20 protein-coding genes are annotated in these 25,024 nt (G+C 69.5%); 14 read left to right on the forward strand and 6 right to left on the reverse strand.

The window, feature by feature from the left end:
* Window positions 1-86: 86 nt before the first annotated feature.
* The 13 genes from C0481_RS07355 to C0481_RS07415 all read left to right on the forward strand — a co-directional run bounded on the left by C0481_RS07355 (window position 87) and on the right by C0481_RS07415 (window position 13,182).
* Entirely contained in the window at window positions 87-791 is a 705-nt protein-coding gene (locus C0481_RS07355; RefSeq protein ID WP_293402175.1) for a hypothetical protein, read from the forward strand.
* Window positions 788-1,246, forward strand: coding sequence for a DNA polymerase III subunit chi (locus tag C0481_RS07360; protein WP_293402177.1), 459 nt, complete (start codon window positions 788-790; stop codon window positions 1,244-1,246). The genes C0481_RS07355 and C0481_RS07360 overlap by 4 nt, the downstream gene beginning before the upstream one ends.
* Complete coding sequence (locus C0481_RS07365; RefSeq protein WP_293402179.1) at window positions 1,243-1,560, forward strand: peptidase inhibitor I78; 318 nt, start codon at window positions 1,243-1,245, stop codon at window positions 1,558-1,560. The genes C0481_RS07360 and C0481_RS07365 overlap by 4 nt, the downstream gene beginning before the upstream one ends.
* A 34-nt stretch (window positions 1,561-1,594) precedes the next feature.
* Complete coding sequence (locus C0481_RS07370) at window positions 1,595-2,149, forward strand: NTP transferase domain-containing protein (protein WP_363223278.1); 555 nt, start codon at window positions 1,595-1,597, stop codon at window positions 2,147-2,149.
* Window positions 2,150-2,237: 88 nt separating this feature from the next.
* Window positions 2,238-2,816, forward strand: coding sequence for an ANTAR domain-containing protein (locus C0481_RS07375; protein WP_293402183.1), 579 nt, complete (start codon window positions 2,238-2,240; stop codon window positions 2,814-2,816).
* Window positions 2,813-3,805 (forward strand): CmpA/NrtA family ABC transporter substrate-binding protein, encoded by a 993-nt coding sequence (locus C0481_RS07380; RefSeq protein WP_293402185.1) that lies wholly within the window; start codon window positions 2,813-2,815, stop codon window positions 3,803-3,805. The genes C0481_RS07375 and C0481_RS07380 overlap by 4 nt, the downstream gene beginning before the upstream one ends.
* 224 nt (window positions 3,806-4,029) lie before the next feature.
* Window positions 4,030-5,247, forward strand: coding sequence for a nitrate/nitrite transporter (locus C0481_RS07385; protein WP_293402187.1), 1,218 nt, complete (start codon window positions 4,030-4,032; stop codon window positions 5,245-5,247).
* A 25-nt stretch (window positions 5,248-5,272) separates the two neighbouring features.
* Window positions 5,273-7,729: a nitrite reductase large subunit NirB gene (nirB, locus tag C0481_RS07390; RefSeq protein ID WP_293402189.1), complete on the forward strand. Its 2,457-nt coding sequence runs from the start codon at window positions 5,273-5,275 to the stop codon at window positions 7,727-7,729.
* Entirely contained in the window at window positions 7,726-8,064 is a 339-nt protein-coding gene (gene nirD / locus C0481_RS07395; protein WP_293402191.1) for a nitrite reductase small subunit NirD, read from the forward strand. Before nirB ends, nirD begins: the two co-directional genes overlap by 4 nt.
* Window positions 8,065-8,068: 4 nt before the next feature.
* Complete coding sequence (locus tag C0481_RS07400; protein WP_293402193.1) at window positions 8,069-10,729, forward strand: nitrate reductase; 2,661 nt, start codon at window positions 8,069-8,071, stop codon at window positions 10,727-10,729.
* The gene (cobA, locus tag C0481_RS07405; protein ID WP_293402195.1) at window positions 10,719-11,480 is read left to right on the forward strand and encodes a uroporphyrinogen-III C-methyltransferase; all 762 of its coding nucleotides are present in this window, start codon (window positions 10,719-10,721) and stop codon (window positions 11,478-11,480) included. The genes C0481_RS07400 and cobA overlap by 11 nt, the downstream gene beginning before the upstream one ends.
* 68 nt (window positions 11,481-11,548) lie before the next feature.
* Complete coding sequence (corA, locus tag C0481_RS07410) at window positions 11,549-12,517, forward strand: magnesium/cobalt transporter CorA (protein WP_293402197.1); 969 nt, start codon at window positions 11,549-11,551, stop codon at window positions 12,515-12,517.
* Window positions 12,508-13,182 carry an alpha/beta family hydrolase gene (locus C0481_RS07415; RefSeq protein WP_293402199.1) on the forward strand — a complete coding sequence of 225 codons (675 nt, stop codon included), beginning with the start codon at window positions 12,508-12,510 and terminating at the stop codon, window positions 13,180-13,182. The genes corA and C0481_RS07415 overlap by 10 nt, the downstream gene beginning before the upstream one ends.
* Here the strand turns inward: C0481_RS07415 and C0481_RS07420 are convergent.
* The 5 genes from C0481_RS07420 to C0481_RS07440 all read right to left on the reverse strand — a co-directional run bounded on the left by C0481_RS07420 (window position 13,179) and on the right by C0481_RS07440 (window position 23,106).
* Window positions 13,179-15,044 carry a sulfatase-like hydrolase/transferase gene (locus C0481_RS07420; protein WP_293402201.1) on the reverse strand — a complete coding sequence of 622 codons (1,866 nt, stop codon included), beginning with the start codon at window positions 15,042-15,044 and terminating at the stop codon, window positions 13,179-13,181. The genes C0481_RS07415 and C0481_RS07420 overlap by 4 nt on opposite strands.
* Window positions 15,045-15,074: 30 nt before the next feature.
* Complete coding sequence (locus tag C0481_RS07425; protein ID WP_293402203.1) at window positions 15,075-18,170, reverse strand: efflux RND transporter permease subunit; 3,096 nt, start codon at window positions 18,168-18,170, stop codon at window positions 15,075-15,077.
* Window positions 18,167-21,235, reverse strand: coding sequence for an efflux RND transporter permease subunit (locus tag C0481_RS07430; protein WP_293402205.1), 3,069 nt, complete (start codon window positions 21,233-21,235; stop codon window positions 18,167-18,169). The genes C0481_RS07425 and C0481_RS07430 overlap by 4 nt, the downstream gene beginning before the upstream one ends.
* On the reverse strand, window positions 21,232-22,392 hold the full coding sequence (locus C0481_RS07435; RefSeq protein ID WP_293402208.1) for an efflux RND transporter periplasmic adaptor subunit: 1,161 nt from the start codon (window positions 22,390-22,392) through the stop codon (window positions 21,232-21,234). The genes C0481_RS07430 and C0481_RS07435 overlap by 4 nt, the downstream gene beginning before the upstream one ends.
* Window positions 22,393-22,458: 66 nt before the next feature.
* Complete coding sequence (locus tag C0481_RS07440; protein WP_293402210.1) at window positions 22,459-23,106, reverse strand: DUF4198 domain-containing protein; 648 nt, start codon at window positions 23,104-23,106, stop codon at window positions 22,459-22,461.
* 219 nt (window positions 23,107-23,325) lie between these two features.
* Between C0481_RS07440 and C0481_RS07445 the strand changes: the two genes are divergently transcribed.
* A complete protein-coding gene (locus tag C0481_RS07445; protein WP_293402212.1) occupies window positions 23,326-23,691 on the forward strand; it encodes a hypothetical protein in 366 nt (121 codons plus the stop codon).
* 7 nt (window positions 23,692-23,698) lie between these two features.
* Here the strand turns inward: C0481_RS07445 and C0481_RS07450 are convergent, their stop codons facing one another.
* Entirely contained in the window at window positions 23,699-24,979 is a 1,281-nt protein-coding gene (locus C0481_RS07450) for an aminotransferase class III-fold pyridoxal phosphate-dependent enzyme (protein WP_293402214.1), read from the reverse strand.
* Between the last annotated feature and the right edge of the window lie 45 nt (window positions 24,980-25,024).

Here is a 25,024-nt window from a genome sequence, read left to right on the forward strand (position 1 = left end):
CCCGCGCGACGGAGGGGTTTGAGCCCCTCCGTCAGCCTTTTATCTCAGAGCCCCCAGTGACGGAGCATCTGAGCTAGAACACTCCCATGCGATTCATCCTGCTTCATAGCCCGCTGACGGGCCCGGCGGCCTGGGGTCCGGTCGCGGCCGAACTGGCGGCTCGGGGGATCGAGTCGACGCGCCCGGTGATCCCGCCGATGGCGGCGCTGGCGGCGCCCTATTACGAAAGCGCGGCCCAGGCAGTGGCGGCCCAGGTGCTGAGCCAGGGCGGCCCCTTCGTGCTGGCCGTTCACTCGGCGGCCGGCGGGCTCGCGCCCGCGATCGTCGCGGCCGCCAAGGGCCAGGTGCGCGGCGTGCTCTATGTCGACGCCATCCCGCCCCATCCGGGCCGCTGCTGGTTCGAGACGGCGGGCGACGGCCTGGTGGCGAGCCTGAAATCCAAGGCGGAGGAGGGGATGATTCCGGCCTGGGATCAGTGGTTCCCACCCGGCGCGCTGGAAAGCCTGTTGCCGGAGGGCCCGGTTCGCGAGCGCTTCATCGGCGAACTGGCCGCCACGCCGATGGCCTGGTTCGAGGAGACGGCGCCGCAGACGGACTTGCCCAGCGACGTGGGCTGGGGCTTCCTGCGGCTCTCGAAGGCCTACGAACGCGAGGCGGGAGAGGCGCGACGGCTGGGCTGGCCGACCCTGCGGCGCGATCTACATCATCTGTCCATGGCCACACACCCGGCGGAGGTGACCAACGGCATGCTGGCCCTGACGCGACTTCTGGGACTGAAGGCGGGCGCGTGAGCGAAGCGCCCTGCGAAGTCTGGTTCTACCACCTCGAGCGCTCCGGGCTGGACCAGGTCTTGCCCGATCTGCTCGAGCGCACGCTCGGGCGCGGTTGGAAGGCGATCGTGCGCGCCCGTGAGGCGGAGCGGATCGAGCACCTGGATGGCTGGCTATGGGCCTATCGCGACGACAGCTTTTTGCCGCACGGGACCGCCGACGAACCGCAACCGGCGCGCCAGCCGATCTTGCTGACCACGGCGATGGACAATCCGAACGGCGCGGACGTGTTGTTCGTGGTCGATGGCGCCGATCCGGGAGACCTTGCCGGCTACGCCCGATGCATGATCGTCTTCGACGGGCGCGACGAGGCCCAGTTGGCGGTGGCGCGAAGCCAGTGGAAGACGGTGAAATCCAAGGGGCATCCCGCGGTCTACTGGAAGCAACAAGAGAGGGGATGGGAGAAGCAGGCATGAAGACGTTCATCATCCTTGGCGTGACCCTGATGGCCCTGTCGGCCTGCGCCGACAGCCCGCCGGTGCCGCCGCCGGCGCCGCCGAAGCCTGCCCCGGCCCCGCCGCCGCAGCCGAAGGAGCCGGATCACTGCGGCGCGGAAGCCGCTCAGAAGTACGTCGGCCGCCCGCGTTCGGAGATCCCGGTGCCGGTGCAGCCGAACCTACAGCGCGTGGCCTGCACGACCTGTCCGGTCACCATGGACTTCAACGAGCGGCGGCTGAATTTCTTCTACGATGCGGCCACCGGGATCGTGAAAGAGGTCAAGTGCGGCTAGGGCCGCGCGCCAGATGACCCCGGTCCTAGGGGCGATGATCCTGACGGGCGGCGGCTCCACGCGGATGGGCGCCGACAAGGCGACGCAGATCTGGGGCGGAGCGAGCGCGGTGGAGCGGGTCGCGGCCCTGGCTGCGGCCGTGGGAGCAAACCCGGTGATCACCGTCGGCGGCGCCTCGCACGGTCTGCCGCATGTGCGCGACGAGCCGCCGCTTGGCGGGCCGGTCGGGGGCGTGCTGGCCGGAGCCCGCGCGTTGCACGAGGCGGGCTGTACGCGAGCGCTCGTGCTCGCTGTCGACGCACCGACCTTGCAGGCGGCGGACCTGGCTACATTGCTCGCGGCTGACGAGCCAGGCGCGGCCTATGACGGCCTGCATCTGCCGATGGTCCTGAGCCTCTCCGCGGTACCGCCAGGGGCTGAAGCGGGCTGGCCGCTGGGCCGACTGGCCGAACGGGCTGGGCTGGCGCGGCCGGCATGCCCTCAGGACGTCACGGCGCGAATCCGTGGAGCGAACACGTTAGGCGAGCGTGATGCGCTGTTGGCGTGCATGCCTGGCGAGGATTCTGCCGAGAAACCGGGCGCCGGCTGACCGATCGCCGGGCGTTTCAATGCTGCAAACAACAAGCGTACGCCTCGCCCCCTGCTCAAGCGCCCCATGTCGCTCTTAGTCGAGCGGCATGCGCGTGCTCGTCATCGATCCTGATCCCGCCCGGGCCGCCCTCGTCGCCGAGGGCCTGGCCGGCGTGGAGCCGCTGGAAGTGCGGCGAGCCTCCGTGTTCGACGAGGCGGAGGTCGCCCGCTTCGGTCCCGACGTCGTGGTCGTCGCCGCCGACAGTCCCGATCGCGACACGCTGGAGAGCTTGCGCGAGACCAGCCTGGCCAATCCACGCCCCGTGGTGATGTTCGTCGATCGGTCGGAACCGGGCTTGGCGGAGGAGGCGGTTCGCGCTGGAGTCGCTGCCTACATCGTCGACGGCCTGGCGGTCGGCCGGGTGCGGGCGATCCTGGAGGTGGCGATGACCCGCTTCCAGCTGATGAACCAACTGCGCCAGGATCTAGATCGGGCCAAGGCGGATCTGGCGTCGCGCAAGACGGTCGAGCGGGCCAAGGCGCTGCTGATGAAAGAACGCGGGCTGGAAGAGGACGCGGCCTATCGGCTGCTCCGCAAGCTGTCCATGGACACGGGGCGGCCGCTGGGGGCGGTGGCGGCTGATCTGCTGGCCTTCGCGGGCGTGCTGAAGGGAGACGGCGCATGAGCCGCAGCGAGGTCCTGAGGTTGGGCTTCGTGCCCCTGACCGACAGCGCGCCCCTGGTGATCGCCAAGGAGCGTGGGTTCTTCGAGGCGGAGGGCTTGAAGGTTGAGCTGAGCCGCGAGGTGTCGTGGGCGACGATCCGCGACAAGGTGGCGGTCGGGGCGCTGGACGGCGCCCACATGCTGGCGCCGCTGGCGCTGGCTGCGACCGTGGGGGCGGGCAGCGAGCCGACGCCGATGATCGCGCCGATGGCGTTGAACCTGAACGGCGCGGCGGTGACGCTGTCCACACGGCTGACCGCGGCCCCGGGCGAGAACGGCGAGGCGGTGGCGCTGGCCAAGCTGATCGCGCGACGGCGCAAGGAGGGGGCGAGCCCGCTGACGTTCGCCGTCGTCTATCCGTACTCGGTGCACAACTACCTGCTGCGCGACTGGCTGGCAGCGGCGGGCGTCGACCCCGACAACGACATCCGCCTGACAGTCGCCGCACCCTCGCGCATGGCCGACTTGCTCGCCGACGGCGTGATCGAGGGCTTCTGCGCCGGGGAGCCGTGGAGCAGCGTCGCCGTCGCCTCCGGAGCGGGACGGGTGGCGGTGCGCGCTTCGCAGCTGTGGGGCAAGGCGCCGGACAAGGTCTTGGGCGTGACTCAGGAGTGGGGCGAGGAAAACGGCGAGATCCTGAACCGGCTGCTGCGGGCGCTGATCGCGGCGGCGGCCTGGTGCGACGCGCCCGAGCATCGCGGCGAACTGTCGAGCCTGCTGGCCCGGGAGCCGTACGTGGACGCCCCGCGCGCCGCCATCGCGACCAGCTTGGACGACGTGATCTTCCACCGCGACGGGGCCAACGCCCCACGCCCCGCCCAGGCCGCTTGGCTACTGGGCCAGATGGCGCGCTGGGGACAGGTCGCGGCCGACGCCGAGGCCTCGTCGGTGGCGGGGCAGGTGTACCGGCTGGATCTCTATGAGGCGGCTCGCGCCGGCCAGAACGCCTAAAATCCGATCACGGCTCTGGGACGGCGCCAAGATTTTGCGCTGCAGCAAAGAGCTCGCCATCTGCGTTTGATTTGCAGATGACGCCCCCGCCGAGCCGGGGTCTCCTGGTCTCGGCCTCAGGACAACGGCGTTCGCGGCCCCTGGAAAACCGCCCGATGACGGGCGGACCTCCGCCTTCGGCGACGCCGCCGCTTCCGTTCATTCCTGCACGGGGCCAACCAGCCATGCTGAGTCGTTCATTCCTCAAGTCGGGCCACACGCCGACCCTGCTCTCGGCGTTCCTCTATTTCGACCTCAGCTTCATGGTCTGGGTGATCCTGGGCCCGCTGGGCGTCGCCATTTCCAAGACGCTGCACCTCGACCCCGGCCAGAAGGGGTTTATGGTCGCCATTCCGGTGCTGTCCGGCGCGCTCCTGCGGTTGGTCGCCGGGGTGATGGTCGATCACATCGGTCCCAAGAAGACCGGCCTGATCGGCCAGGTCATCGTGATGGCGGGCCTGGGGCTGGCCTGGTTCCTCGGTATCAACAGCTACGACCAGGTGCTGATGCTCGGCGTCGTGCTGGGCGTGGCCGGCGCATCGTTCGCTGTCGCCCTGCCGCTGGCCTCGCGCTGGTATCCGCCTGAGCACCAGGGCCTGGCGCTCGGGATCGCCGGCGCCGGCAACTCGGGCACCGCCCTGGCCGCGCTGTTCGCGCCGGGCCTGGCCCAGACCTTCGGCTGGACCAACGTCATCGGCCTGGCGGTGCTGCCGCTGGCGGTCGCGTTCGTGGTCTACCTGATTTTCGCCAAGGACGCGCCGAACCGTCCGCCGCCCAAGCAGCTCTCGGAGTACCTCGGAGTGCTGCGCACCGCTGACGCCTGGTGGCTGATGCTGCTCTATGGCGTGACATTCGGCGGCTTCGTCGGCCTGTCATCGTCGCTGACCATCTACTTCAACTCCGAGTACGGCCTGTCGGCGGTGACCGCCGGATTCTTCACCGCCGCCTGCGTGTTCGCCGGCTCGTTCATCCGCCCGGTCGGCGGAGCTCTGGCCGACCGCTTCGGCGGGGTCCGCACCCTGACGGTCGTCTACATGCTGGCCGCGGTCGGCCTGACCCTGGCCAGCTTCGAGGCGGCCAATCCCTACATCGCGCTCGGCGTCCTGATGTTCAGCATGATGGCGCTGGGCGCCGGCAACGGCGCGGTGTTCCAGCTCGCGCCGCAGCGGTTCGGCAAGGAGATCGGCGTCGTCACCGGCCTGGTCGGCATGACTGGCGGGATCGGCGGCTTCTATCTCGCCGCCAGCCTCGGCTGGGCCAAACAGGCGACCGGCAGCTACCAGCCCGGCCTGCTGGCTTTCGCAGGGCTCGCCCTGCTGGCCCTGGCTTGCTTGACCGGGGTCAAGGCGCGTTGGCGCCAGACCTGGGGCGCGCAGGCCGCCGGCGCCCCGCTTCGCCTTTGATTTCCTCTGTGACCGGAGCGTTACGATGCCCAAGGAAAAGCTCGTCGTCATCGGCAACGGCATGGCCGGCTGCCGGGCGGTGCAGGAAGTGCTCAAGCGCGACCCGGACCGCTACGAGATCACCATCTTCGGCGCCGAGCCGCGGGTGAACTACGACCGGATCATGCTCTCGCCGGTGCTGGCCGGGGAGAAGGCCTTCGAGGACATCGTCCTCAACGACGAGGCCTGGTACCGCGACAACGGCATCGCCCTGCACGCCGGGCATGCGGTGACCCAGATCGACCGCGACACGAAGGTGGTCCGCACCGCCTCCGGACTGGCCGAACCCTATGACCGGCTGCTGCTGGCCATGGGTTCGGACCCGGTGCGGCTGCCGCTGCCGGGAGCCGAGCTCAAAGGCGTAGTCACCTTCCGCGACCTCGACGACGTCGAAGCGATGGTCGCGGCCGCCGCTAAGCCGGGCGCGAAGGCCGTGGTGATCGGCGGCGGTCTGCTGGGCATTGAGGCGGCCTATGGCCTGGTCCGCCGCGGCATGGCGGCGACCGTCATCCACCTGATGGACGTGCTGATGGAGCGGCAGCTGGACGCCTCCGCCGGCTTCCTGCTGGTCGAGGCGATGGCCCAGCGCGGCGTCGACACGGTGCTCGGCGCCCAGTCCGAGGAGATCGTCGGACAGGATGGAAAGGTCGCGGGGCTGAAGCTGAAGGATGGGCGGGTCCTGCCGTGCGACATCCTGGTGATGGCGGTCGGCATTCGTCCAAACGTCGCGCTGGCCCGCGACAGCGGTCTCGAAATCGGCCGCGGCGTCATCGTCGACGACGCCATGCGCACCTCCGACCCGGCGATCCTGGCGGTCGGCGAGTGCGCCGAGCATCGGGGCCAATGCTATGGCCTGGTCGCGCCGATCTGGGAGATGTGCAAGGCGCTCGGCCAAACCCTGACCCAGGGCGAGGGCGCGTACGAAGGCTCGGTGCTCTCGACCCGGCTCAAGGTCTCCGGCGTGGACGTGTTCTCGGCCGGCAAGTTCGGGGGCGGCGCCGAGTGCGAGGACATCGTGTTCCGTGACGCCGGGCGCGGGGTCTACAAGCGCGTCGTGCTGGAGAACGGCAAGGTCGCCGGCGCGGTGCTGTTCGGCGACGCGGCGGACGGGCCCTGGTACTTCGACCTGATGAAGTCGGGGGCGCAGGTCGCCGACATCCGCGAAACCCTGATCTTCGGCCAGAGCGTGACGGAGGGCCTTCGAGGCCTGGACCCTAGCGCCGCCGTTGCCGCCATGGCCGACGAGGCCGAGGTCTGCGGCTGCAACGGCGTCTGCAAGGGCGAGATCACCGGCGCGATCACCGGGCAGGGGCTGTCCACCCTGGATTCGGTGCGCGCGGTCACCAAGGCGTCGGCATCGTGCGGTTCCTGCACGCCGCTGGTCGAAAAGCTGCTGAAACTGACCTTGGGCGACGGCTTCCAGGCGCAGACGGGCCCCAAGCCGGTCTGCGGCTGCACGCCCAAGGGCCACGACGAGGTCCGCCGACGTATCGTCGCCGAGGGGCTGAAGTCGATCCCAGCCGCCATGCAGGGGCTGGAGTGGACGACGCCTGACGGCTGCGCCTCGTGCCGGCCGGCGCTGAACTACTACCTGCTCTGCGCGTGGCCAGGCGAGTATCGCGACGACAAGCAGTCGCGGTTCATCAATGAGCGCGCCCACGCCAACATCCAGAAGGACGGCACCTATTCGGTTGTGCCGCGGATGTGGGGCGGCATGACCAGCGCCGCCGAACTGCGGGCCATCGCCGACGTGGTGGAGAAGTTCGACGTGCCGGCGGTGAAGGTGACCGGCGGGCAGCGCATCGACCTGCTGGGGGTCCGCAAGGACGACTTGCCGGCAGTGTGGGCGGACCTCAACGCGGCCGGCATGGTCAGCGGCCACGCCTACGCCAAGGGCCTGCGGACGGTGAAGACCTGCGTCGGCTCCGACTGGTGCCGGTTCGGAACCCAGGATTCCACCGGCCTGGGCGTGCGGCTCGAGAAGTTCATGTGGGGCTCGTGGGCGCCGGCCAAGGTCAAGCTGGCCGTCTCCGGCTGCCCGCGCAACTGCGCCGAGGCGACCTGCAAAGACATCGGGGTGATCTGCGTCGACAGCGGCTACGAGATTCACGTCGGTGGCGCGGCCGGCCTGCACATCCAGGGGACCGAGGTGCTGACCAAGGTCGTCACCGAGGACGAGGCGGTCTGGACGATCTGCGCCGTGACCCAGCTCTACCGGGAGAACGGCTGGTACCTGGAGCGGATCTACAAGTGGATGGCCCGCGTCGGCCTGGAGAGCATCAAGGCCCAGGTCGAGGATCCCGAGGCCCGCAAGGCGCTCTACGACCGGTTCGCCTACTCGCAGCGCTTCTCGCGCATCGACCCCTGGGCCGAGCGCGTCGCCGGCCGTCACGCCGAAGAGTTCAACCCGCTTAGCCGCCGTATGGAGTTCGCGCCGTCATGAACGTGCTGGTGAAAGATCCGATCGCTTGGACCGACGTCGGGGCGGTGACCGATATCCCGCTACGCGGCGCGCGCCGGGTGCCGACCCCGGATGGCGACATCGCCATCTTCCGGACCGGCGACGGCAAGGTGTTCGCACTGAAGGACGCTTGTCCCCACAAGGGCGGGCCGCTGAGCCAGGGCATTATCCACGGCCATGCGGTGGCCTGCCCGTTGCACAACTGGTCGATCGACTTGGCGAGCGGCGAGCCGATGGGCGCCGACCGCGGCAAGGGCTGCACGCCGGTCGTACCGTTGGAGGTCCGCGACGGCCGCCTGCTGCTGGGACGGAGCTGAAGCGATGAGCGGGGGCGCAGTTCGCACGGCTTGCCCCTATTGCGGCGTCGGCTGCGGCGTCGCCGGGCGGGCCGAGGGACGGATACTGGAGGTCGCGGGCGATGCGTCGCATCCGTCGAACTTCGGGCGACTGTGCTCGAAGGGCTCGGCGCTGGGGGCGACGGTCGGGCTGGACGGGCGGCTGTTGAGTCCGATGATCGGCCGCCGGGCCGCGAGCTGGGACGAGGCCACGGCCCTGGTCGCCCGGCGCTTTCGCGAGACGATCGCGCGGCACGGGCCGGACTCCGTAGCGTTCTACGTCTCGGGCCAACTGCTGACCGAGGACTACTACGCCGCCAACAAGCTGATGAAGGGCTTCATTGGCTCCGGGAATATCGACACCAATTCGCGGCTCTGCATGGCCTCGGCGGTCGTCGCTCACAAGCAGGCGTTCGGCGCCGACCTCGTGCCCGGCTGCTACGAGGACCTCGATCTCGCGGACCTGGTGGTGTTCTCGGGCCACAACGCGGCCTGGACTCATCCCGTGCTGTTCCGGCGGATGGAGCAGGCCAAGGCGCGCGGCCAGCGGCACGTGGTCATCGATCCGCGCCGCACCGACACCGCCGAGGTCGCCGACCTGCATCTGGCGCTCGCGCCGCAGAGCGACGTGCGGCTGTGGAACGGCCTGCTGGCCGAGCTCGACCGGCGCGGAGTAGTCGACGCCGCCTATGTCGCCGCTCACGTCTCTGGCTTCGCCGAGGTTAAGGCGGCGCTGGCTCAGCACGATCAGTCGCCGGCGACGGTGGCGGCCGACTGCGGCGTGCCCTTGGCCGATCTGAAAACGTTCTTCGACTGGTTCGCCCAGACGCCGCGGACGGTCAGCCTGTTCTCGATGGGCGCCAACCAGTCGGCGCAAGGCGTAGCGAAGGGCCTGTCGATCCTCAATGTCCACCTGGCTACCGGCCGGATCGGCAAGCCGGGCGCGTGCCCGTTCTCGATCACCGGCCAGCCCAACGCCATGGGCGGGCGCGAAACCGGGGGCATGGCCACGACCCTGGCCGGGCACATGGACTTCGACGACGTCTCGCGGGCTCGCGTGGCGCGGTTCTGGGGCGCACAGGACGTCGCGCCGCGCCCGGGCCTGAAGGCGATCGACATGTTCGACGCCATCGCCGACGGCAAGATCAAGGCGCTGTGGGTGATGGCGACCAATCCGGCGGTCAGCCTGCCCAACGCCGGCAAGGTGCGCGCGGCGCTGGCCGCGTGCCCGTTCGTGGTGGTCTCCGACTGCATGGCGCAGACCGACACCATGGACTTCGCGCATGTGAAGCTGCCGGCCCTGGCCTGGGGCGAGAAGGACGGCACGGTCACCAACTCCGAGCGGCGGATCTCGCGTCAGCGGCGGCTGTTCGATCCGCCGGCCGAGGCGCGGGCCGACTGGCGCATCATCGCCGACGTCGCCAGCGCGATGGGCCATCGCGACGCTTTCGACTGGCGCTCGCCTGCCCAGGTGTTCCGCGAGTGGGCGCGACTGACCAACTACGAGAATCAGGGCCGGACGTTGTCGCTGGGGCCGTTGGCGGGCTTGACGCCACAGGCCTACGAGGCGCTGGAGCCCGTGCAATGGCCGGTGACGGCGACCGGCGGCACGGCGCGCCTCTTCGAGGACGGCGTCTTCCAGACGCCGGACGGCCGGGCGCGGATGGTGGTCACGGAGGCCAAGGGGCCGGCGCAGGCGACCGACCCGTCGTTCCCGTTGGCGCTCAACACCGGCCGGGTGCGTGATCACTGGCATACGCTGACGCGGACGGGGCTGGCCCCCGACCTCTGCCGCCACACGCCCGAGCCCTATGTCGAAATGCATCCGGCCGACGCCGAGGGGCTGGGCGTCATCGACGGGGCGCTTGCGCGGGTGCAGACCGCACAGGGCGAAGCTGTCGCGCTGGCCAAGATCAGCGATCGCCAGCGGCGGGGCGCGATCTTCATGCCGATGCACTGGACGCAGGCCTTCGCGCCTAGCGGCCGGGCCAACCCTCTGGTCGCCGCGGCGGTCGATCCGCAGTCGGGTCAGCCGGAGTTCAAACACACGCCGGCGCGGGTGAGGCCCTACCGCGAGACCTGGCGCGGCTTCTTCATCGCTCGAGACGGCTGGTCGCCTCCGGCCGGACTCGATCTCGTCTGGCGGCGCATCCCGCAGCATGGCTGCCAGTTGCACGAGTTCGCCGGGCGCGGCGACGAGACCGAGCGCGAGGCGCTGCGCCGTGCGCTAAGCAAAGGCGCGACGGGCGAACCGCTGCGCTTCGAGGACGCCGCCGCCGGCAGCCTGCGCGAAGCGTATCTGGCCGGCGAGGCGCTGGAGCGGGTGCTGTTCACGGCCACGAGCGGCGCGCTGCCGCCGCGCGACTGGCTGACCGAGCTGTTCGCCAAGGACGCGCTGGGTGCGCTCGACCGCACGGCGTTACTGATCGGGCGGGCTCCGGGGCGGGCGGTCGAGAGCGCGCCGCTGGTCTGCGCCTGTCGCGGCGTCCGGGCCGACAAGATAGGCGCGGCGATCGAGGCCGGCGCCGGCACGGTCGACGCCGTCAGCGAGGCTACGGGCGCCGGTTCGTCCTGCGGGTCCTGCCGGCCTGAGATCGCCCGCATCATCGCCCAGACCCAAAGCAAGGAGGTGCGCCATGCCGCATGACCCCGGACGCGTTCTGCTCGTCGGAGCCGGACCCGGCGCCGCCGATCTGCTGACAGTGCGCGCGGCGCGGGCGGTGGGCGAGGCCCAGGCGCTGCTCTACGACGCCCTGGTCCCGCAGGAGATCCTCGACCTGGCGCCGGCCAACTGCCTGAAAATCCAGACCGGCAAGCGGGCCGGGCGAACCAGCATGGCCCAGACGACGATCAACCGGCTGATGGTGCGGCTGGCGCGGCGCGGCCTCAACGTCGTGCGTCTGAAGGGCGGCGATCCGTCGGTGTTCGGCCGGGTCGGCGAGGAGATGGCGGCGCTGCAGGCGGCCGGCATCGAGGCGCAGGTCATCCCGGGGGTGACCGCTGCTGCAGCCGCGGCGGCGCAGTTCGGCTTCCCGTTGACCCATCGCGGCCAGGCGCGGCGCGTGGTGCTGACCACGGCGCGGCTGGACCAGGGAAGCCTGGCTGAGGACTGGCGGGCCGCCGCCGATCCGGAGGCGACGTTGGCGATTTACATGGGCGGCGCGGCGGCCGGAGAGATCCGCGAGCGGCTGCTGGCTGCGGGCCGGCCGGCGGTGACCCCGGTCCTGGCGGTCGAGAACGCCGGCCGGCCCGAGGCCCGGCTGTTCACAGGCGTACTCGCCGGACTGGCCGAGATGATCCCCGGCCACCTCGACGGTCCGGTGCTGATCGTCGTCGGCGAGGTCGCAGCGCTGGCCGTCGCACGCCAGCCGGATCTGCTAACGGAGCTAGCCAGCTAGGCTGGCTTGGCCCGGGCCGCGGGGGAGGCGCACACTGCCGCCGATTCCCGTTGTTCGTGGTGAGCCCGATGAGCGTCATAGCCGCCTATGTCTACGGCGAGGGCCGGCGGGTGCGAGGCATCGACCTGCAGGACCCCGACAGCCTGCACATGGAACCAGGACAGTTCGCCTGGATCGGCCTGTTCGAGCCGACCGAAAGCGAACTCGACGTCCTGAAACAGCGCTTCAACCTGCACCCGCTGGCGGTCGAGGACGCCCTGAAGTCCGACCAGTTGCCGAAGGTCGACGTCTATGGCGACCAGCTGTTCGTGGTCGCCCGCACAGCCCACCTGGAAGGCGAGACGATCGGCTATGGCGAGACCGACATCTTTGTCGGCCCTAGCCACATCATCACTGTCCGCCACGGTTCGGCGCGGGCGCATATCGAGCTGCGCGAGCATCTTGAGGCCGCACCGGCCCAGCTCAGGCACGGCGCCGACTACATCCTGCACGCCGTGCTCGACTTCATCGTCGACGGCTACTTCCCGATCGTCGATGCGATCGAGGAGAAGGTGTTGGAGATGGAGCGCTACGCCCTCGACGCCTTCCTAAGCCGGGCCGAAGTGCTGCGCATCTTCGCCCTTCGCCGTGAACTGATGCGTTTCAAGCGGGTGCTCGGGCCGATGGAGGAGGTGGCCAGTCGCCTCGAACACCATGAGATGCCGTGCATCGACCTCGATGTCCGGCCCTACTTCCGCGACGTCTACGACCACGTCCGGCGGGTGGCCTCGCTGGTCGAGGCTCTGCGCGAAGTGCTGTCGTCGGTGTTCGAAGCCAGCAGCCTGATGGAGCAGCAACGCCAGGGCGCCATCACCCGGCGGCTGGCGGCCTGGGCGGCGATCCTCGCCGTGCCGACCGCGATCGCGGGCATCTACGGCATGAACTTCGAGGTCATGCCGGAACTGAAGTGGCGCTACGGCTATCTGATGGTGGTGCTCGCCATCGTGGCGATCTGCCTGGTGCTCTATGCCCGGTTCAAGCGATCGAAATGGTTGTAGCCATGGAAGAGGTGACCATCCAGCTGGACGCCGAGCGCAGCGTCTCGGGGCTCTGGACCCGGCCGGACGGCGCCACGGCGTTGCTGGTCCTGGCTCACGGCGCCGGCGCCGGCATGGCCCACAAGGCGATGGCCGCCACCGCCGAGGGGCTGGCGGAGCGGGGGATCGCGACCCTGCGCTACAACTTCCTCTACATGGAGCGCGGCTCGAAACGCCCGGACAGCCCCGCGCTGGCGCATGAGGCCGTGCGGGCGGCGCTCGCGAAGGCGGCCGACCTGGCGCCGGACCTGCCGCTGTTCGCCGGCGGCCGATCGTTCGGCGGGCGGATGACCTCGCAGGCCCAGGCCGAGCAGGCGCTGGCGGGCGTGCGAGGATTGGTGTTCTTCGCCTTTCCGCTGCACCCGCCAGGCAAGCCCGGAGTCGAGCGGGCCGCGCATCTGGCGGAGATCGAGGTCCCGATGCTGTTCCTGCAGGGGACCAACGACGAGTTCGCCCGGCTGGATCTGCTCAACGAGACTGTCGCGAGCCTCCGACCGCGGGCGAGCCTGATGCTCGCTGAGTTCGCAGACCACTCGTTCCACGCTCCCGCCAAGAGCGGCCGCAAGGACCCCGAGGTGTTGGCCGAAATCCTGGATGCCTGCGTGACCTGGATGGCCGCGAACTAGGCGCGGCCAGGCATCGGAAAGACTGGGTATGCCGGGGTGTACTTGCCCTTGAGCACCGCGCTCATGTAGCGGCCGGCGTTGCGCAGATACTCCTGCGGACTGGCGGCGGCGCGCTCGAAGGTCGGCAGCGCCGGCCGAGCCGCCTCGCCGAGCGCCGTCAGGGCGTTGAGCGCCTGGAGCTTCACCTGCCAGGGCTGGTCGCCATCGGCCAGTGCGGTAAGGGCGGCAAGCGCACTGTCGAGGTCGCCCAGTCCCGCGACGGCCTCGGCCGTCACGACGCGAACCTGGGGCGAGACGTCGTCGACCATCGCCTTGCGCAGGACCGCCTTCGCCGGCGCCGCGCGAGGCCCAAGGATCAGCAACCCAGTCGCCGCCCAGTAGCGGGCGACAGGATCTTCGCCCGCGAGGGTCGTCTGGAACGTGAGAAGGTTCGCGGGATCGCCTTTCGCGGCTGCCGAAGCCAGCGCCATGATCTTGGGCAGGGCGTAGGCGCCGGTCCGGCTGGCGTCATAGCCTTCGAGCGGCGAGCCTTCCGGTATGAAGCCGTTGTCGACGATCGATAGCATGTGGCGGTCGAGCGCCGTGCTCAGCTTGGCCAGCGTCCGTTTCGCCGAAGGTTCGGCCGCCAGGTTGCGGATCTGGTCGGGATCGGCGGAGAGGTCGTAGAGTTCCTCGTAGGGCTTGGTCTCGAAGAACCGGCGCTGGTCGGCGTCGAGCGTCCCCGCGCGCCAGGCGCTCTCCCAATCCTGATAGCCCTTGGCCAGCCACTCGAAGGCGCCGTGCATGCCCCAGGGGCGATGGGGCATGTAGTTGCGGATGTAGCGCCAGTGGCCGTCGGTGACCGTGCGGACGAAGTCGTAGCGTTCGTCCATCCGGCCGCGCATGCCGAAGGCGTAGGTCTTGGCCGGCTTGGCTTTCGATCCGAGGAAGGCCGCGCCCTGCATCTGTGGCGTGGGCGCGAGGCCCGCGAGGGAAAGCAGAGTCGGGGCGAGGTCGATGAAGCTGACCGGGGCCTGAACCTTCGCGCCTGGCTTGTGGGGGCTGAGATGCGCCCATTTGGGGGGCAGGCAGACCACCAGCGCGCAGCGAAGACCGCCGTCATAGCAGTAGCGCTTGGTGCGCGGCAGCGAGCCGCCGTTGTCGGAGTAGTAGAAGACGATGGTTTCGTCGGCGAGCCCGTCGGCCTCCAGTTCGGCCAGACGCTCGGCGAGCTGGCCGTCCATCTTCTCGATGAGATTGTAGTAGTTGGCGAAGTCACCGCGCACGCCGGGTGTGTCGGGCAGATAGGCCGGAACGCGAACCTGGTCGGGCGCCACCCGGCCGGGCGACGGATTCAGGAACAGCCGTGATTCATGGGTGGTCTCGTAGTTGAAGACGGCCATGAAGGGCTTGCCAGCGGGGCGCCCGCGCCAGTGGGCCTTAGCGCCGGACTGGTCCCAGATCTTGGCCGGATCGACGTCCGAATTGTAGTCGGTCTTGGCGTTGTTGGTGCAGTGATAGCCGGCGGCGCGCAGCAGTTCCGGATAGGTCTTCAGTTCCGCAGGAAGCGCCGCGCGGGCCCGCATGTGTTCGGCCGGAGCGCAGGACTCCGGATAGGCCCCGGTCAGAATCCCGAACCGTGAGGGCGCGCAGACGGGAGCGTTGGAATAGGCGTTGCGATAGAGCACGCCCTTGGCCGCCAGGGCGTCGATGGTCGGCGTATGGGCCAGCGGGTCTCCGTAGGCCCCGATCAGCGGATTGTTGTCCTCGCTGACCAGCCACAGGATGTTGGGGCGGTCCGTCGTCCCTGCGGCCGAGGCCTCGCTCGATACGGCGACCGCGGCTGCCGCGGCTATGGCGCTACGCCTCGTAATGCCCGCCATATATCCCTCCCGACTCGTTGGTAACGTTGTCTAGGCCGTGTGAGAGGCAGCGGGAAGCGGTTGAGTTTGGGGCGACCGTCGCAGCGCTCGCCCGTCGAGGCACACATAGACCGCCGGCACGATGTAGAGGGTCAGCAGTTGGCTGATCAGCAGCCCGCCGATGATGGTCACCCCCAGCGGAGTGCGCATCTCCGAGCCTTCGCCGGTCCCTAACGCCAGCGGCAGGGCGCCCAGAATCGCGGCGCAGTTGGTCATCAGGATCGGCCGCAGGCGGGTGCGTGCCGCCGCCGAGATCGCTTGGGCCGCATCGACGCCCGCGCGCCTCTGTTCGCGCAGCGCGAAGTCGACCATCAGGATGGCGTTCTTCATCACCATGCCGACCAGTAGGAAGAGGCCGAGCAGCGCGAGCAGGGTCAGCGGCTTGCCGGTCGCGGTCAGGGCCAGCAGCGCGCCCAGCCCGGCCGGCGGCAGGGTCGAGAGAATTGTCAGCGGGTGGCGCAGGCTTTCGTAGAGCACCCCGAGCACGATGTAGACCGCGACGATGACCCCGCCGATCAGCAGCGGTTGGTTGGACAGGGTCTTGTTGGTGAGGTCCATGCCACCGCCAATACGGACCTGGATGTCGTTGGGCACGAAGGCGGCGGCCATCGCCTGGCGGATGGCGCGCTCGGCTTGCTGCGCGGTCACGTCCGGCGCTAGCGAAAAGCCGAGGGAGCGGGCCGCGAACAGCTGCTCGCGCCAGACCCAGTCGGAGTTGACGCTGTAGCTCCAGGTCGTGAAGGCCGAGAGCGGGATCTTGCGGCCGTCGGCGGCGATCACGTGCACCATTTCCAGCGCTTCGGGACCGCGGGTCTGGTCGGGTTCCAGCTCGAGGATGACGCGGTACTGGTTGAGGGCGTCGTAGAGCGTGGCGACCTGGCGCTGGCTGAAAGCGTTGTTGAGCACCGAGGTGACGGTCGCGACATCGACGCCCAGGCGCGCGGCGGCGTCGCGGTCGATGTCCAGATTGACCTGCAGATTGCCGGTCTCGCTGATCTCCTCGACATCGGTCAGCTCCGGCAGGGCGGCCATGGCGCGTGAGATCTTCGGGGCCCATTGGTTCAGGAGGTGCAGGTCGTCGGCCCGCAGAACGACTTCCAGTTCGCCGGTCTGGCTGGGGGCCTCCAGCTCGATGTCCTGGTCAAGATTGAGCCAAAGCGCCCCGCCGGGGATCTTCGGGGTCGCCTCGCGCAGGCGGTCGATGACCTGCTGCGAGGTCTCGTTACGCTCCGAGGCCGGTTTCAGACGGATCATCAGCGAGGAGTTGTTGATGCCGTTGTCGCCCCCGGCCGAGCCGACGACGTCGGCCACCGCCGGCTCGGCCAGCAGCAGGCGGCGATAGGCTTCGATCTTGGGCTGCATGACCGCGAACGAGATGCCGTCGTCGCCGCGGGCGAAGCCGCTGACCTGGCCGGTGTCCTGTTCGGGCAGCATGCCCTTGGGGATCCAGGTGTAGAGGCCGACGGTCAGGGCGGTGGCCAGCGCGAGCACGCCGACCGCTGCCAGGGGATGGCGCAGGGTGCGCTCAAGGGAGCGACCATAGGCTTCGCGCAGGCTCTTGAGAGCGCGTTGCGGACCTGCGGGCGGGCCGCTCCTGGCCTTCGGCGCCAGGCGCGCGCAAAGCGTCGGGGTCAGGGTCAGCGACACGACCAACGACAGCATCACCGTCACTGCGAGCGTGAGCGAGAACTCGCGGAACAGCTTTTCGACGAGGCCGCCCATGAACAGGATGGCGACGAACACCACGACCAGGGCGATGTTCATGGCGACCAGGGTGAAGCCGACCTCCGCCACGCCTCGCCGGGCGGCGCGCAGCGGCGAGAGACCCTGGTCCATGTGGCGGGTGATGTTCTCGAGCACGACGATGGCGTCGTCGACCACAAGGCCGGCGGCGATGATCAAGGCGGTGACCGAGAGGTTGTTCAGCGAAAAACCCATCAGCGCCATGCCCGCGAAGGCGGCGATCAGCGTGACCGGCACCGCCAGGCTGGGCACCAGCGCCGCGCGCAGGCGGCCCAGGAACAGCGCGGTGACCGCCACGACCAGGACGATGGAGATCAGCAGCGTCTTCTGCGCTTCGGCCAGGGTCGCGCGGACGCCGGGGCTGCGGTCGAGCACCACGGTCAGGCTGGAGTCGGCCGGCATCAGTTCACGCAGGCCGGGCAGGGCGGCGTGGATCGCCTGGGTGGTGGCCAGGATGTTGGCGCCCGGCTGGCGGCGGATCGTGACCAGCACCGCCGGCTTGTCGTTGTGGAAGCCGAGGCTGTAGCGGTTCTCGGTGGCGTCGACGATCTGGGCGACGTCGCCCAGGCGGATCGGCGCGTCGTTGCGCCAGGCCACCACCAGGCCGGCGTAGTCGGCGGGCCTGCGCAGCTGACCGCTGGAGACGATGGTCCAGAACCGGTCGCCGCCCTCGACCCGGCCGACCGGTCCGGAGGGGTCGGCCGCGTCGATGGCCTTGCGCACGTCGTCAAGCGCCAGGCCATAGCCGTTAAGAGCGTGCGGGTTCATCTGCACGCGCACGGCGGGCAGGGCGGCGCCGCCGATGCTGACCTCGCCGACGCCAGGCGCCTGGGAGAGCTTCTGGGCCAGGATAGTGGCGGCCGCATCGTAGAGTTCGCCGGGCGGCAGGTTGGGCGAGGCGAGCGCCAGGACCATGATCGGCGCTTGGGACGGGTTCACCTTGCGATAGGTCGGCTCTGACGGCATGCCCGCCGGCAGCATGGCGCGCGAGGCGTTGATCGCGGCCTGGACGTCGCGGGCCGCATCGTTGATGTCGCGGTCGAGTTCGAAGGTCAGCTCGATCGAGGTCGAGCCCTGGCCGCTGGTCGAGTTGAGCGCGGTGATCCCGGCGATCGAGCCCATGGCCCGCTCCATCGGGGTGGCGACCGCAGCGGCCATGGTGCGCGGATTGGCGCCCGGCAGGCTGGCCTCGACGACGATGACCGGCACGTCGACCTCGGGCAGCGGCGCGGTCGGGAGGATCTGGTAGGCGCCGGCCCCGGCAAGCACCAGGGCGACGGCGAGCAGCAGCGCCGCCACCGGCCGCCGCAGGAACGTCTCGACGGGATTGAACGGACGCTTCACGGCGCTTCGGCGGCGAGGGCTGGAGCGGGACGGCGGCGGCGGACCAAGGCGTCGAAGGCCAGGTAGATCACCGGCGTGGTGAACAGGGTCAGGATCTGGCTGACCGCCAGGCCGCCGACCATCACCAGACCTAGGGGCTGGCGCAGTTCGGCCCCAGGGCCGGTCGCGAACATCAGCGGCAGGGCCCCGACAAGGGCGGCCAGCGTGGTCATCAGGATCGGCCGGAACCGCTGTAGTGCGGCGCGGTGGATCGCCTCGCGCGGGGTGAGGCTTTCCTCACGCTCTGCGGCGAGCGCGAAGTCCACCATCATGATGCCGTTCTTCTTCACCAGCCCGATCAGCAGGATGATCCCGATCACCGCGATCAGGTCGAGCGGCCGGCCAGCCAGCAGCAGGGCCAGCAGCGCGCCGATGGCGGCCGATGGCAGGGTCGAGAGGATGGTGACCGGGTGGATTAGGCTCTCGTAGAGCACGCCCAGCACGATATACATCACCACGACCGCGGCGATGATCAGCCACAGCGTCCCTGAGAGCGAGGCGTCGAAGGCCCGCGCCGCGCCTTGGAACTTCAGCTCCACCGAGGCCGGCAGGCCGATGTCCCGGGCGGCGTCCTGGATGGCGGCGGTGGCCTTGCCGAGCGCCGCGCCCGGCGCCAGGTCGAAGGCGATCGTCGTGGCCGGAAACTGGCCAAGCCGAGCGTGCGACAGCGGCGTGGGTTCAAGTTCGACGCTGGCGAAGCTGGACAGCGGCACGAGGCCGCCACCCGCCGCCTTCAGGTGGACGTGCTCCAGCGTTTCGGGGCCAAACTGTTGGTCGGGCGCGACCTCCAGCACCACGCGGTACTGGTTGGCCTGGGTGAACAGGGTGGCGATCTGGCGTTGGCCGAACGCGCTGTAGAGCGCGGAGTCGACATCGGCGGCGGTGACGCCCAGGCGGGCGGCGGCCTGGCGGTCGATGACGATCCGCGCGCCGAGGCCGCCGGGCTCCAGGTCGCTGGAAACGTTGCGCAACTGCGGTACGGTTGACAGCCGCTCGACCAAGCGGGCCGTCCAGACGACGAGGCGTTCGCCGTCCGGACTGGAGAGGCTGAAGCGGTACTGGCTGCGCGCGACTTGATCGTCGACGTTCAGCTCCTGCGTCGGCTGCATGTAGAGCTGCAGCCCGGGCAGGCCGGCGGTGCGCTTCTCCAGCCCGGCGATGACCTTGGCCACCGGCGGTCGCTCACCGTGCGGGTGCAGGTTGATCTGCATACGGCCAGCGTTGGGGGTGGCGTTCTGGCCGTCGACGCCGATGAACGATGAGACGCTCTCGACCGCCGGGTCTTCCAGGATCGCCTGAACAGCCGTCTGCTGCTGGGCCGCCATCCGTCGGAACGAGACGTCGGGCGCCGCGCGGGTGACCACCTGGATCGCGCCGCCGTCCTGAACCGGGAAGAAGCCTTTCGGCGCGACGGCATAGAGCAAGGCCGGCAGGGCGATGGTGGCGCTGGTCACCCCGAGGAACAGCGGCCGGCGTTCGAGCACCCACTCGAGGGCCCGCCCGTAACCGGCGATCACGCCGTCGAGGAAGCCTGGGGCCGGGGCGCCGTGCGGGCGCAGCATCCGCGCGCACATGGCCGGGGTCAGGGTCAGGGAGACCACCAACGAGATCAGGATCGCCACCGCCAGGGTGACGGCGAACTCACGGAACAGGCGGCCGACCACTTCGCCCATGCACAGCAGCGGGATCAGGACGGCGATCAGGGAGATGGTCAGGGAGACCAGGGTGAAGCCGATCTCCTTGGCGCCCTTCAGCGCGGCGGCCAGCGGCGCCTCGCCCTTCTCCAGATAGCGGGCGATGTTCTCGAGCATGACGATGGCGTCGTCGACCACGAAGCCGGCGGCGATGGTCAGGGCCATCAGGGTCAGGTTGTTCACGCTGTAGCCGAGCAGGTGCATCGCGCCGAACGTGCCGATCAGCGACAGCGGCACGACGACTGCCGGGATGATCGTGGCCCGCGCGCTGCGCAGGAACAGGAAGGTCACGGCGACCACGAGGCCGACCGCGAACAGCAGCTCGATCTGCACGTGAGTGATCGAGGAGCGGATGGCGCGGGTTCGGTCGCTCAGCACCTCGACCTTGACGTCCGCGGGCAGGGTGGCGGTCAGCTCGGGCAACAGGTCGTTGATGCGATCGATCACGCCGATGACGTTAGCGCCAGGCTGGCGCTGAATGTTGACGAGCACGGCGGGCGAGGGGCCGGACCAGGCGGCCAGACGGCGGTCCTCGACCCCGTCCACCACCCCCGCAACCTGCTCGAGACGGATCGGCGCGCCTTCGCGCCAGGCCAGGATCAGGGCGCGGTAGTCCTCGATCGAGCGCAGCTGGTCGTTGGCGTCCATCATCACCGACCGCTGCGGGCCGTCGAAGCCGCCCTTGGGCTGGTTGACGCTGCCGGCGGCGACCGCGGTGCGGATGTCGTCGAAGGTCAGGCCGTGCGCGGCGAGCGCGCGGGGATTGGCCTGGATGCGCACGGCCGGGCGTTGGCCGCCAGCCAGGGTGATGTTGCCGACGCCGGAGACCTGCGACAGCTTCTGGGCGATGCGCGTGTCCACCATGTCGTGGACCTGATGCAACGGCGTGGCCTGCGAGGTCACGGCGAGCGTCAGGATCGGCGCGTCGGCCGGATTGACCTTGCGATAGATCGGCGGCGTCGGCAGGCCGTCGGGCAGCAAGCCCGAGGCCGAGGCGATCGCCGCCTGCACCTCCTGCTCGGCGATGCTCATCGGCAGTTCGAGTGAGAACTGCAGCGTGATCATTGAGGCGCCGCCCGAGCTGGACGACGAGATCTGTTCCAACCCCGGGATCTGGCCCAGACGCCGTTCCAGCGGCGAGGTGATGGTGTCGGCCGTGACCTTGGCGCTCGCGCCCGGCTGGAAGGTGAACACCTGGATGACCGGATAGTCGGCCTGGGGCAGGGCGGCGACCGGCAGCAGCCGATAGGCGATCAGGCCGGCCAGCAACAGCGCAGCCATCAGCAACCCGGTGGCGACCGGACGCAGAATGAAGATCCGCGAGGGGTTCATGACTTGGCCGGGACGGCCTGGGAGTCCGGCTGGGCGATGATCTGGACCTTGCGGCCTTCGCTGAGGCGGTCGAGGCCTTCGACGACCACGCGATCGCCCGCCGCTAGACCCGAATGGACGGCGGTGACGCCGTCGCTGGACGGCCCGGTCGTCAGCTTGCGCAGCCGAGCGGCGCCGGACTTGTCGACCACCCAGGCATAGGGGCCGGACGATCCCTGCTGGATCGCCGCATCCGGGGCGGTGACGGCGCTGTCGAGCCGACCGACCGTCAGGCGGACGTTCACGAACTGGTTTGGGAACAGGCTCTCGTCTTCATTGCCGAAGGTGGCGCGCAGACGCACGGCGCCAGTCTGCGGATCAATCTGGTTGTCGAGGTTCGAGAGCTTGCCGCGGGCGAGTTCGGACTTCTCGGCCCGGTCCCACAGGCTGACCTCCAGGCCGCCGCCTTGGGCCAGCGCCGCGCGGATCTCGGGCAGCCGGCCCTCCGGCGCGGAGAACAGGACCGAGATCGGGCGGGTCTGGGTGATGACGGCGATTATCTCGCCGGTCCCGCCCGAGAGGATATTGCCGGGGTCAGCCCGGCGCAGGCCGATACGACCGGAAATCGGAGCGACGATCCGCGTCCGGTCGAGCTGGATACGGGCGTTGGCCAGGCGACCGCGGTCGGCGGCGACGGCGCCGCCATGCTGCTCCACCAGGGCCGCCTGCTGATCGAGGCGGGTCTGGGCGACGATCTGCTTGTCGGCGAGCCCGCGGTAGATCTGCAGCTGCTGCTGGGCGTAGCGGAGTTGCGCCTCGTTCTGGCGGCTCTGACCGTGGGCTTCGGCGACCTGGGCCTCGAAAGGGCCCGGGTCGATCCGTGCGAGCAGCTGGCCCCGCTGGACCATCTGGCCCTCGGCGAAGTTGACGTGGGTCAGTTCGCCGGCGACCTGGCTTCGAACATTGACGGTGTTGAGCGGCGTGACCGAGCCGAGCGCCTTCACATGGATCGCCAGCGGGCGGACGGCGGCGTCGGCGACGCGAACCGGCACGGGCTGGGGGCCGGATTCGGCCTCGGCCGGGGCGCTCAAGGTCTTCCAGGCAAAATAGCCGCCGGCCAGGACGCACGTCGCGGCCACCGACGCAATGACAAGGCCACGCCCCCGAAATCCAGGCACTCGGTACTCCATTACTGGCATTGCGGTCCGCCCCCGGCGGCCGCAAGGACGCCGGGGGCGGGAGGGTTACTTCACGAAGGTCAGGGTCGAGGTGTGATAGACCTTGGCGACCGGCTTGCCGCCGATAGTCGCCTCGCCGTCGACGGGATGGCTGACCGCGAGCAGGTAGCGGCCCTTCAGACTTGTCGGCACAGCCACCTTACCGGCGGCGTCGGTCTTGAACGACTTCTGCCAACGGTCGGGATTGACGATGTTTACCGAGGCATCGGCCAGCGGCTGGCCTTTCCAGACCACGACGAAGGTGTCGCTATTGGCGGTGACCGGCGCGATCTCCAGGTCTAGTTTGGTGGCGGTCTCGGCGCGGCCTGCGCGGGCGTAGTAGGCGGCGCCCTCCAGCTTGTCGCCGTCGCCCTTCCACGGAGCGAAGACGTTGTCATCCTGGACGCGGACGTCCCCCGGCGTCTTCACCGCGGCTTCGATGTGGTCGGCCTTGCGGGTGAGGGCGGCCGGTGCGCCACGGTCAGTCGTGAAGACCACGGGCGCCTTCAGGTTCGGGAACTCCGGATCGCCGTTCGCGGGCACCGGATCGGCGGGTTCGCCCAGATAGACGCGCGCGGGGCCGGCGCCGTCGCGCTCCACCCAGACTTCATGGGCCTGGGCCGCGCCTGCCAGCATCAGGGCGCTGCTCAGCGCCAGGGTCGTGATCTTCAGCATCTTGGTCCTTCCTGTCCGCATGCGAGACGGTCGTCACGCCGCTCTTGCGAGTTAATCGCACAAACGTCACCAGGGCGACCTACAGCGACTGCGAATTAATCGCAATACAGTTCTGGATTGTGGTGGCGGTCGGGGCGGCAGTGATCGTTGCGACCGGCCGCTTCTAGAGACCGCATCGCAGGCTCGCTCCATTCGGGGCGAGCCACTAGGCTGGCGGCCATGATCCAGGGGGCGCCTGACTGGTTGGGAAAAGCGCGGCGCGCGGCCTTGAGCCTGCGCGCCACGACGCGGGGCGCGTCCGGCGCCAAGCAGTCGGTCTATGTGATCCTACTGCATGACGACCGACGGCCCGACCCGTGGGGCCTCTACGTCGGTCAGACATCGCGCGACCCGGACATGCGCTTCGACCAGCACAAGTCCGGATACAAGGCGAGTGGTCCGGCTCGGCGCTTCGGCGTAAGGCTGTTGCCGGACCTGGTGGCCCACCTCAACCCCATGCGCCGTTGGGAGGCGCTGGAGTTGGAGGCGGCTTTAGCGGAAGACTTCCTGACGGCGGGCGTGCCCTGGGTCGAAGGCGGGCACTGACCAGCGTCTAGTGGCCGTCGACCATCTGGTGCAGGAAGGCCAGCTTGGCGACCGGCTCCAGCGGTCCAGCCTCCTTGACCACCTTGAAGGCGTCGTCGGCGGCGTTCAGCGTGGCGTCGATGTCGGCGGTCGTCATCGCCGCGCAGATGAACATGTTGTGCCAGGGATGGAAGTAGACGCCGCGCTTCAGGAGGGCGTTGTTCCAGAGGTAGCCCTTGGCCGAGGTCGGGTCGTCGTCGAACATGATGAGCGGCAGCTGGGCCGGGCCGGTCTGGCGCAGGGCGAAGCCGTGGCGGCCGGCCGCTTCGTCCAGGCCGCTGCGCAGGCGCTCGCCGAGCGCGATGGTGTGCTCCAGGTAGTCGGTCTGGGCGATCAGCTTCAGGGTTTCCAGGGCCGCGGCCATCGGCGCCGCCGAGAACCAGTAGGACCCGGTGGCGTAGATGGTCGCCGCGGCGAAGCGGCAGACGTCCGAACCCAGCAGGGCGGAGATCGGGTGGCCGTTGGCGATCGCCTTGCCCCAGGTCGAGAGGTCGGGCTTCACATCCACCAGCGCCCAGCTGCAGTCGCGGGCTAGCCGGAAGCCGGCGCGGACGTCGTCGACGATCAGCAGCGCGCCGTGCTCGTCGCAGAGCTCGCGGGCCCGGCGGGCGTACTCGGGATTGGGCAGTTCCTGGTCGATGAAGGTGTCGTGCTTGATCGGCGAGGCGAAGATCGCCGCCAGGTCGGAGCCGGCGGCCTTCACGGCGGCCTCGAGGCTCTCGACGTCGTTGTATTCGTAGAACACTTGGTTGGCGCGGTCGGCGGGGGCGACGCCGTTCTTGACCGGCGTGCACCACGGCGCGGCGCCGTGATAGGCGCCCTTGGCCAGGACGATGGTGTTCTTCTTGGTGTGGTTGCGGGCGATCATCATCGCCATGGTCGTGGCGTCGGTGCCGTTCTTGCAGAACATGGCCCAGTCTGCGTGACTGACTTGGGCGGTCATCGCCTCGGCCAGCAGGACCATGGCCTCGCCCGGGCCGGTCATGGTGTCGCCGAGCTTGGCGCGGTCGAAGTAGGCTTGGTCGATGCCCGTATGCGCGTAGCCGAACAGGTTGGGGCCATAACCGCAGAGGAAGTCGACGTAGCGGTTGCCGTCCATGTCCCAGAGGTAGGCGCCCTGGGCGCGGTCGAAGAACTGCGGATAGTCGTCGGGAAGGAGCATGACCGACTGGTGGCCATACATGCCGTTGGGGATGACCGCCTGCGCCCGTTCACGCAGCGCGCTGTCCTTGCTGTTCGTCCAAACCATGTCGGCCCCTCTAAGATAGTTTTGACTATCCTAGCGAGCCGGGCT

Origin of the sequence: Phenylobacterium sp., assembly GCF_013822795.1 — a bacterium.
Taxonomy (GTDB): Bacteria; Pseudomonadota; Alphaproteobacteria; order Caulobacterales; family Caulobacteraceae; genus Phenylobacterium.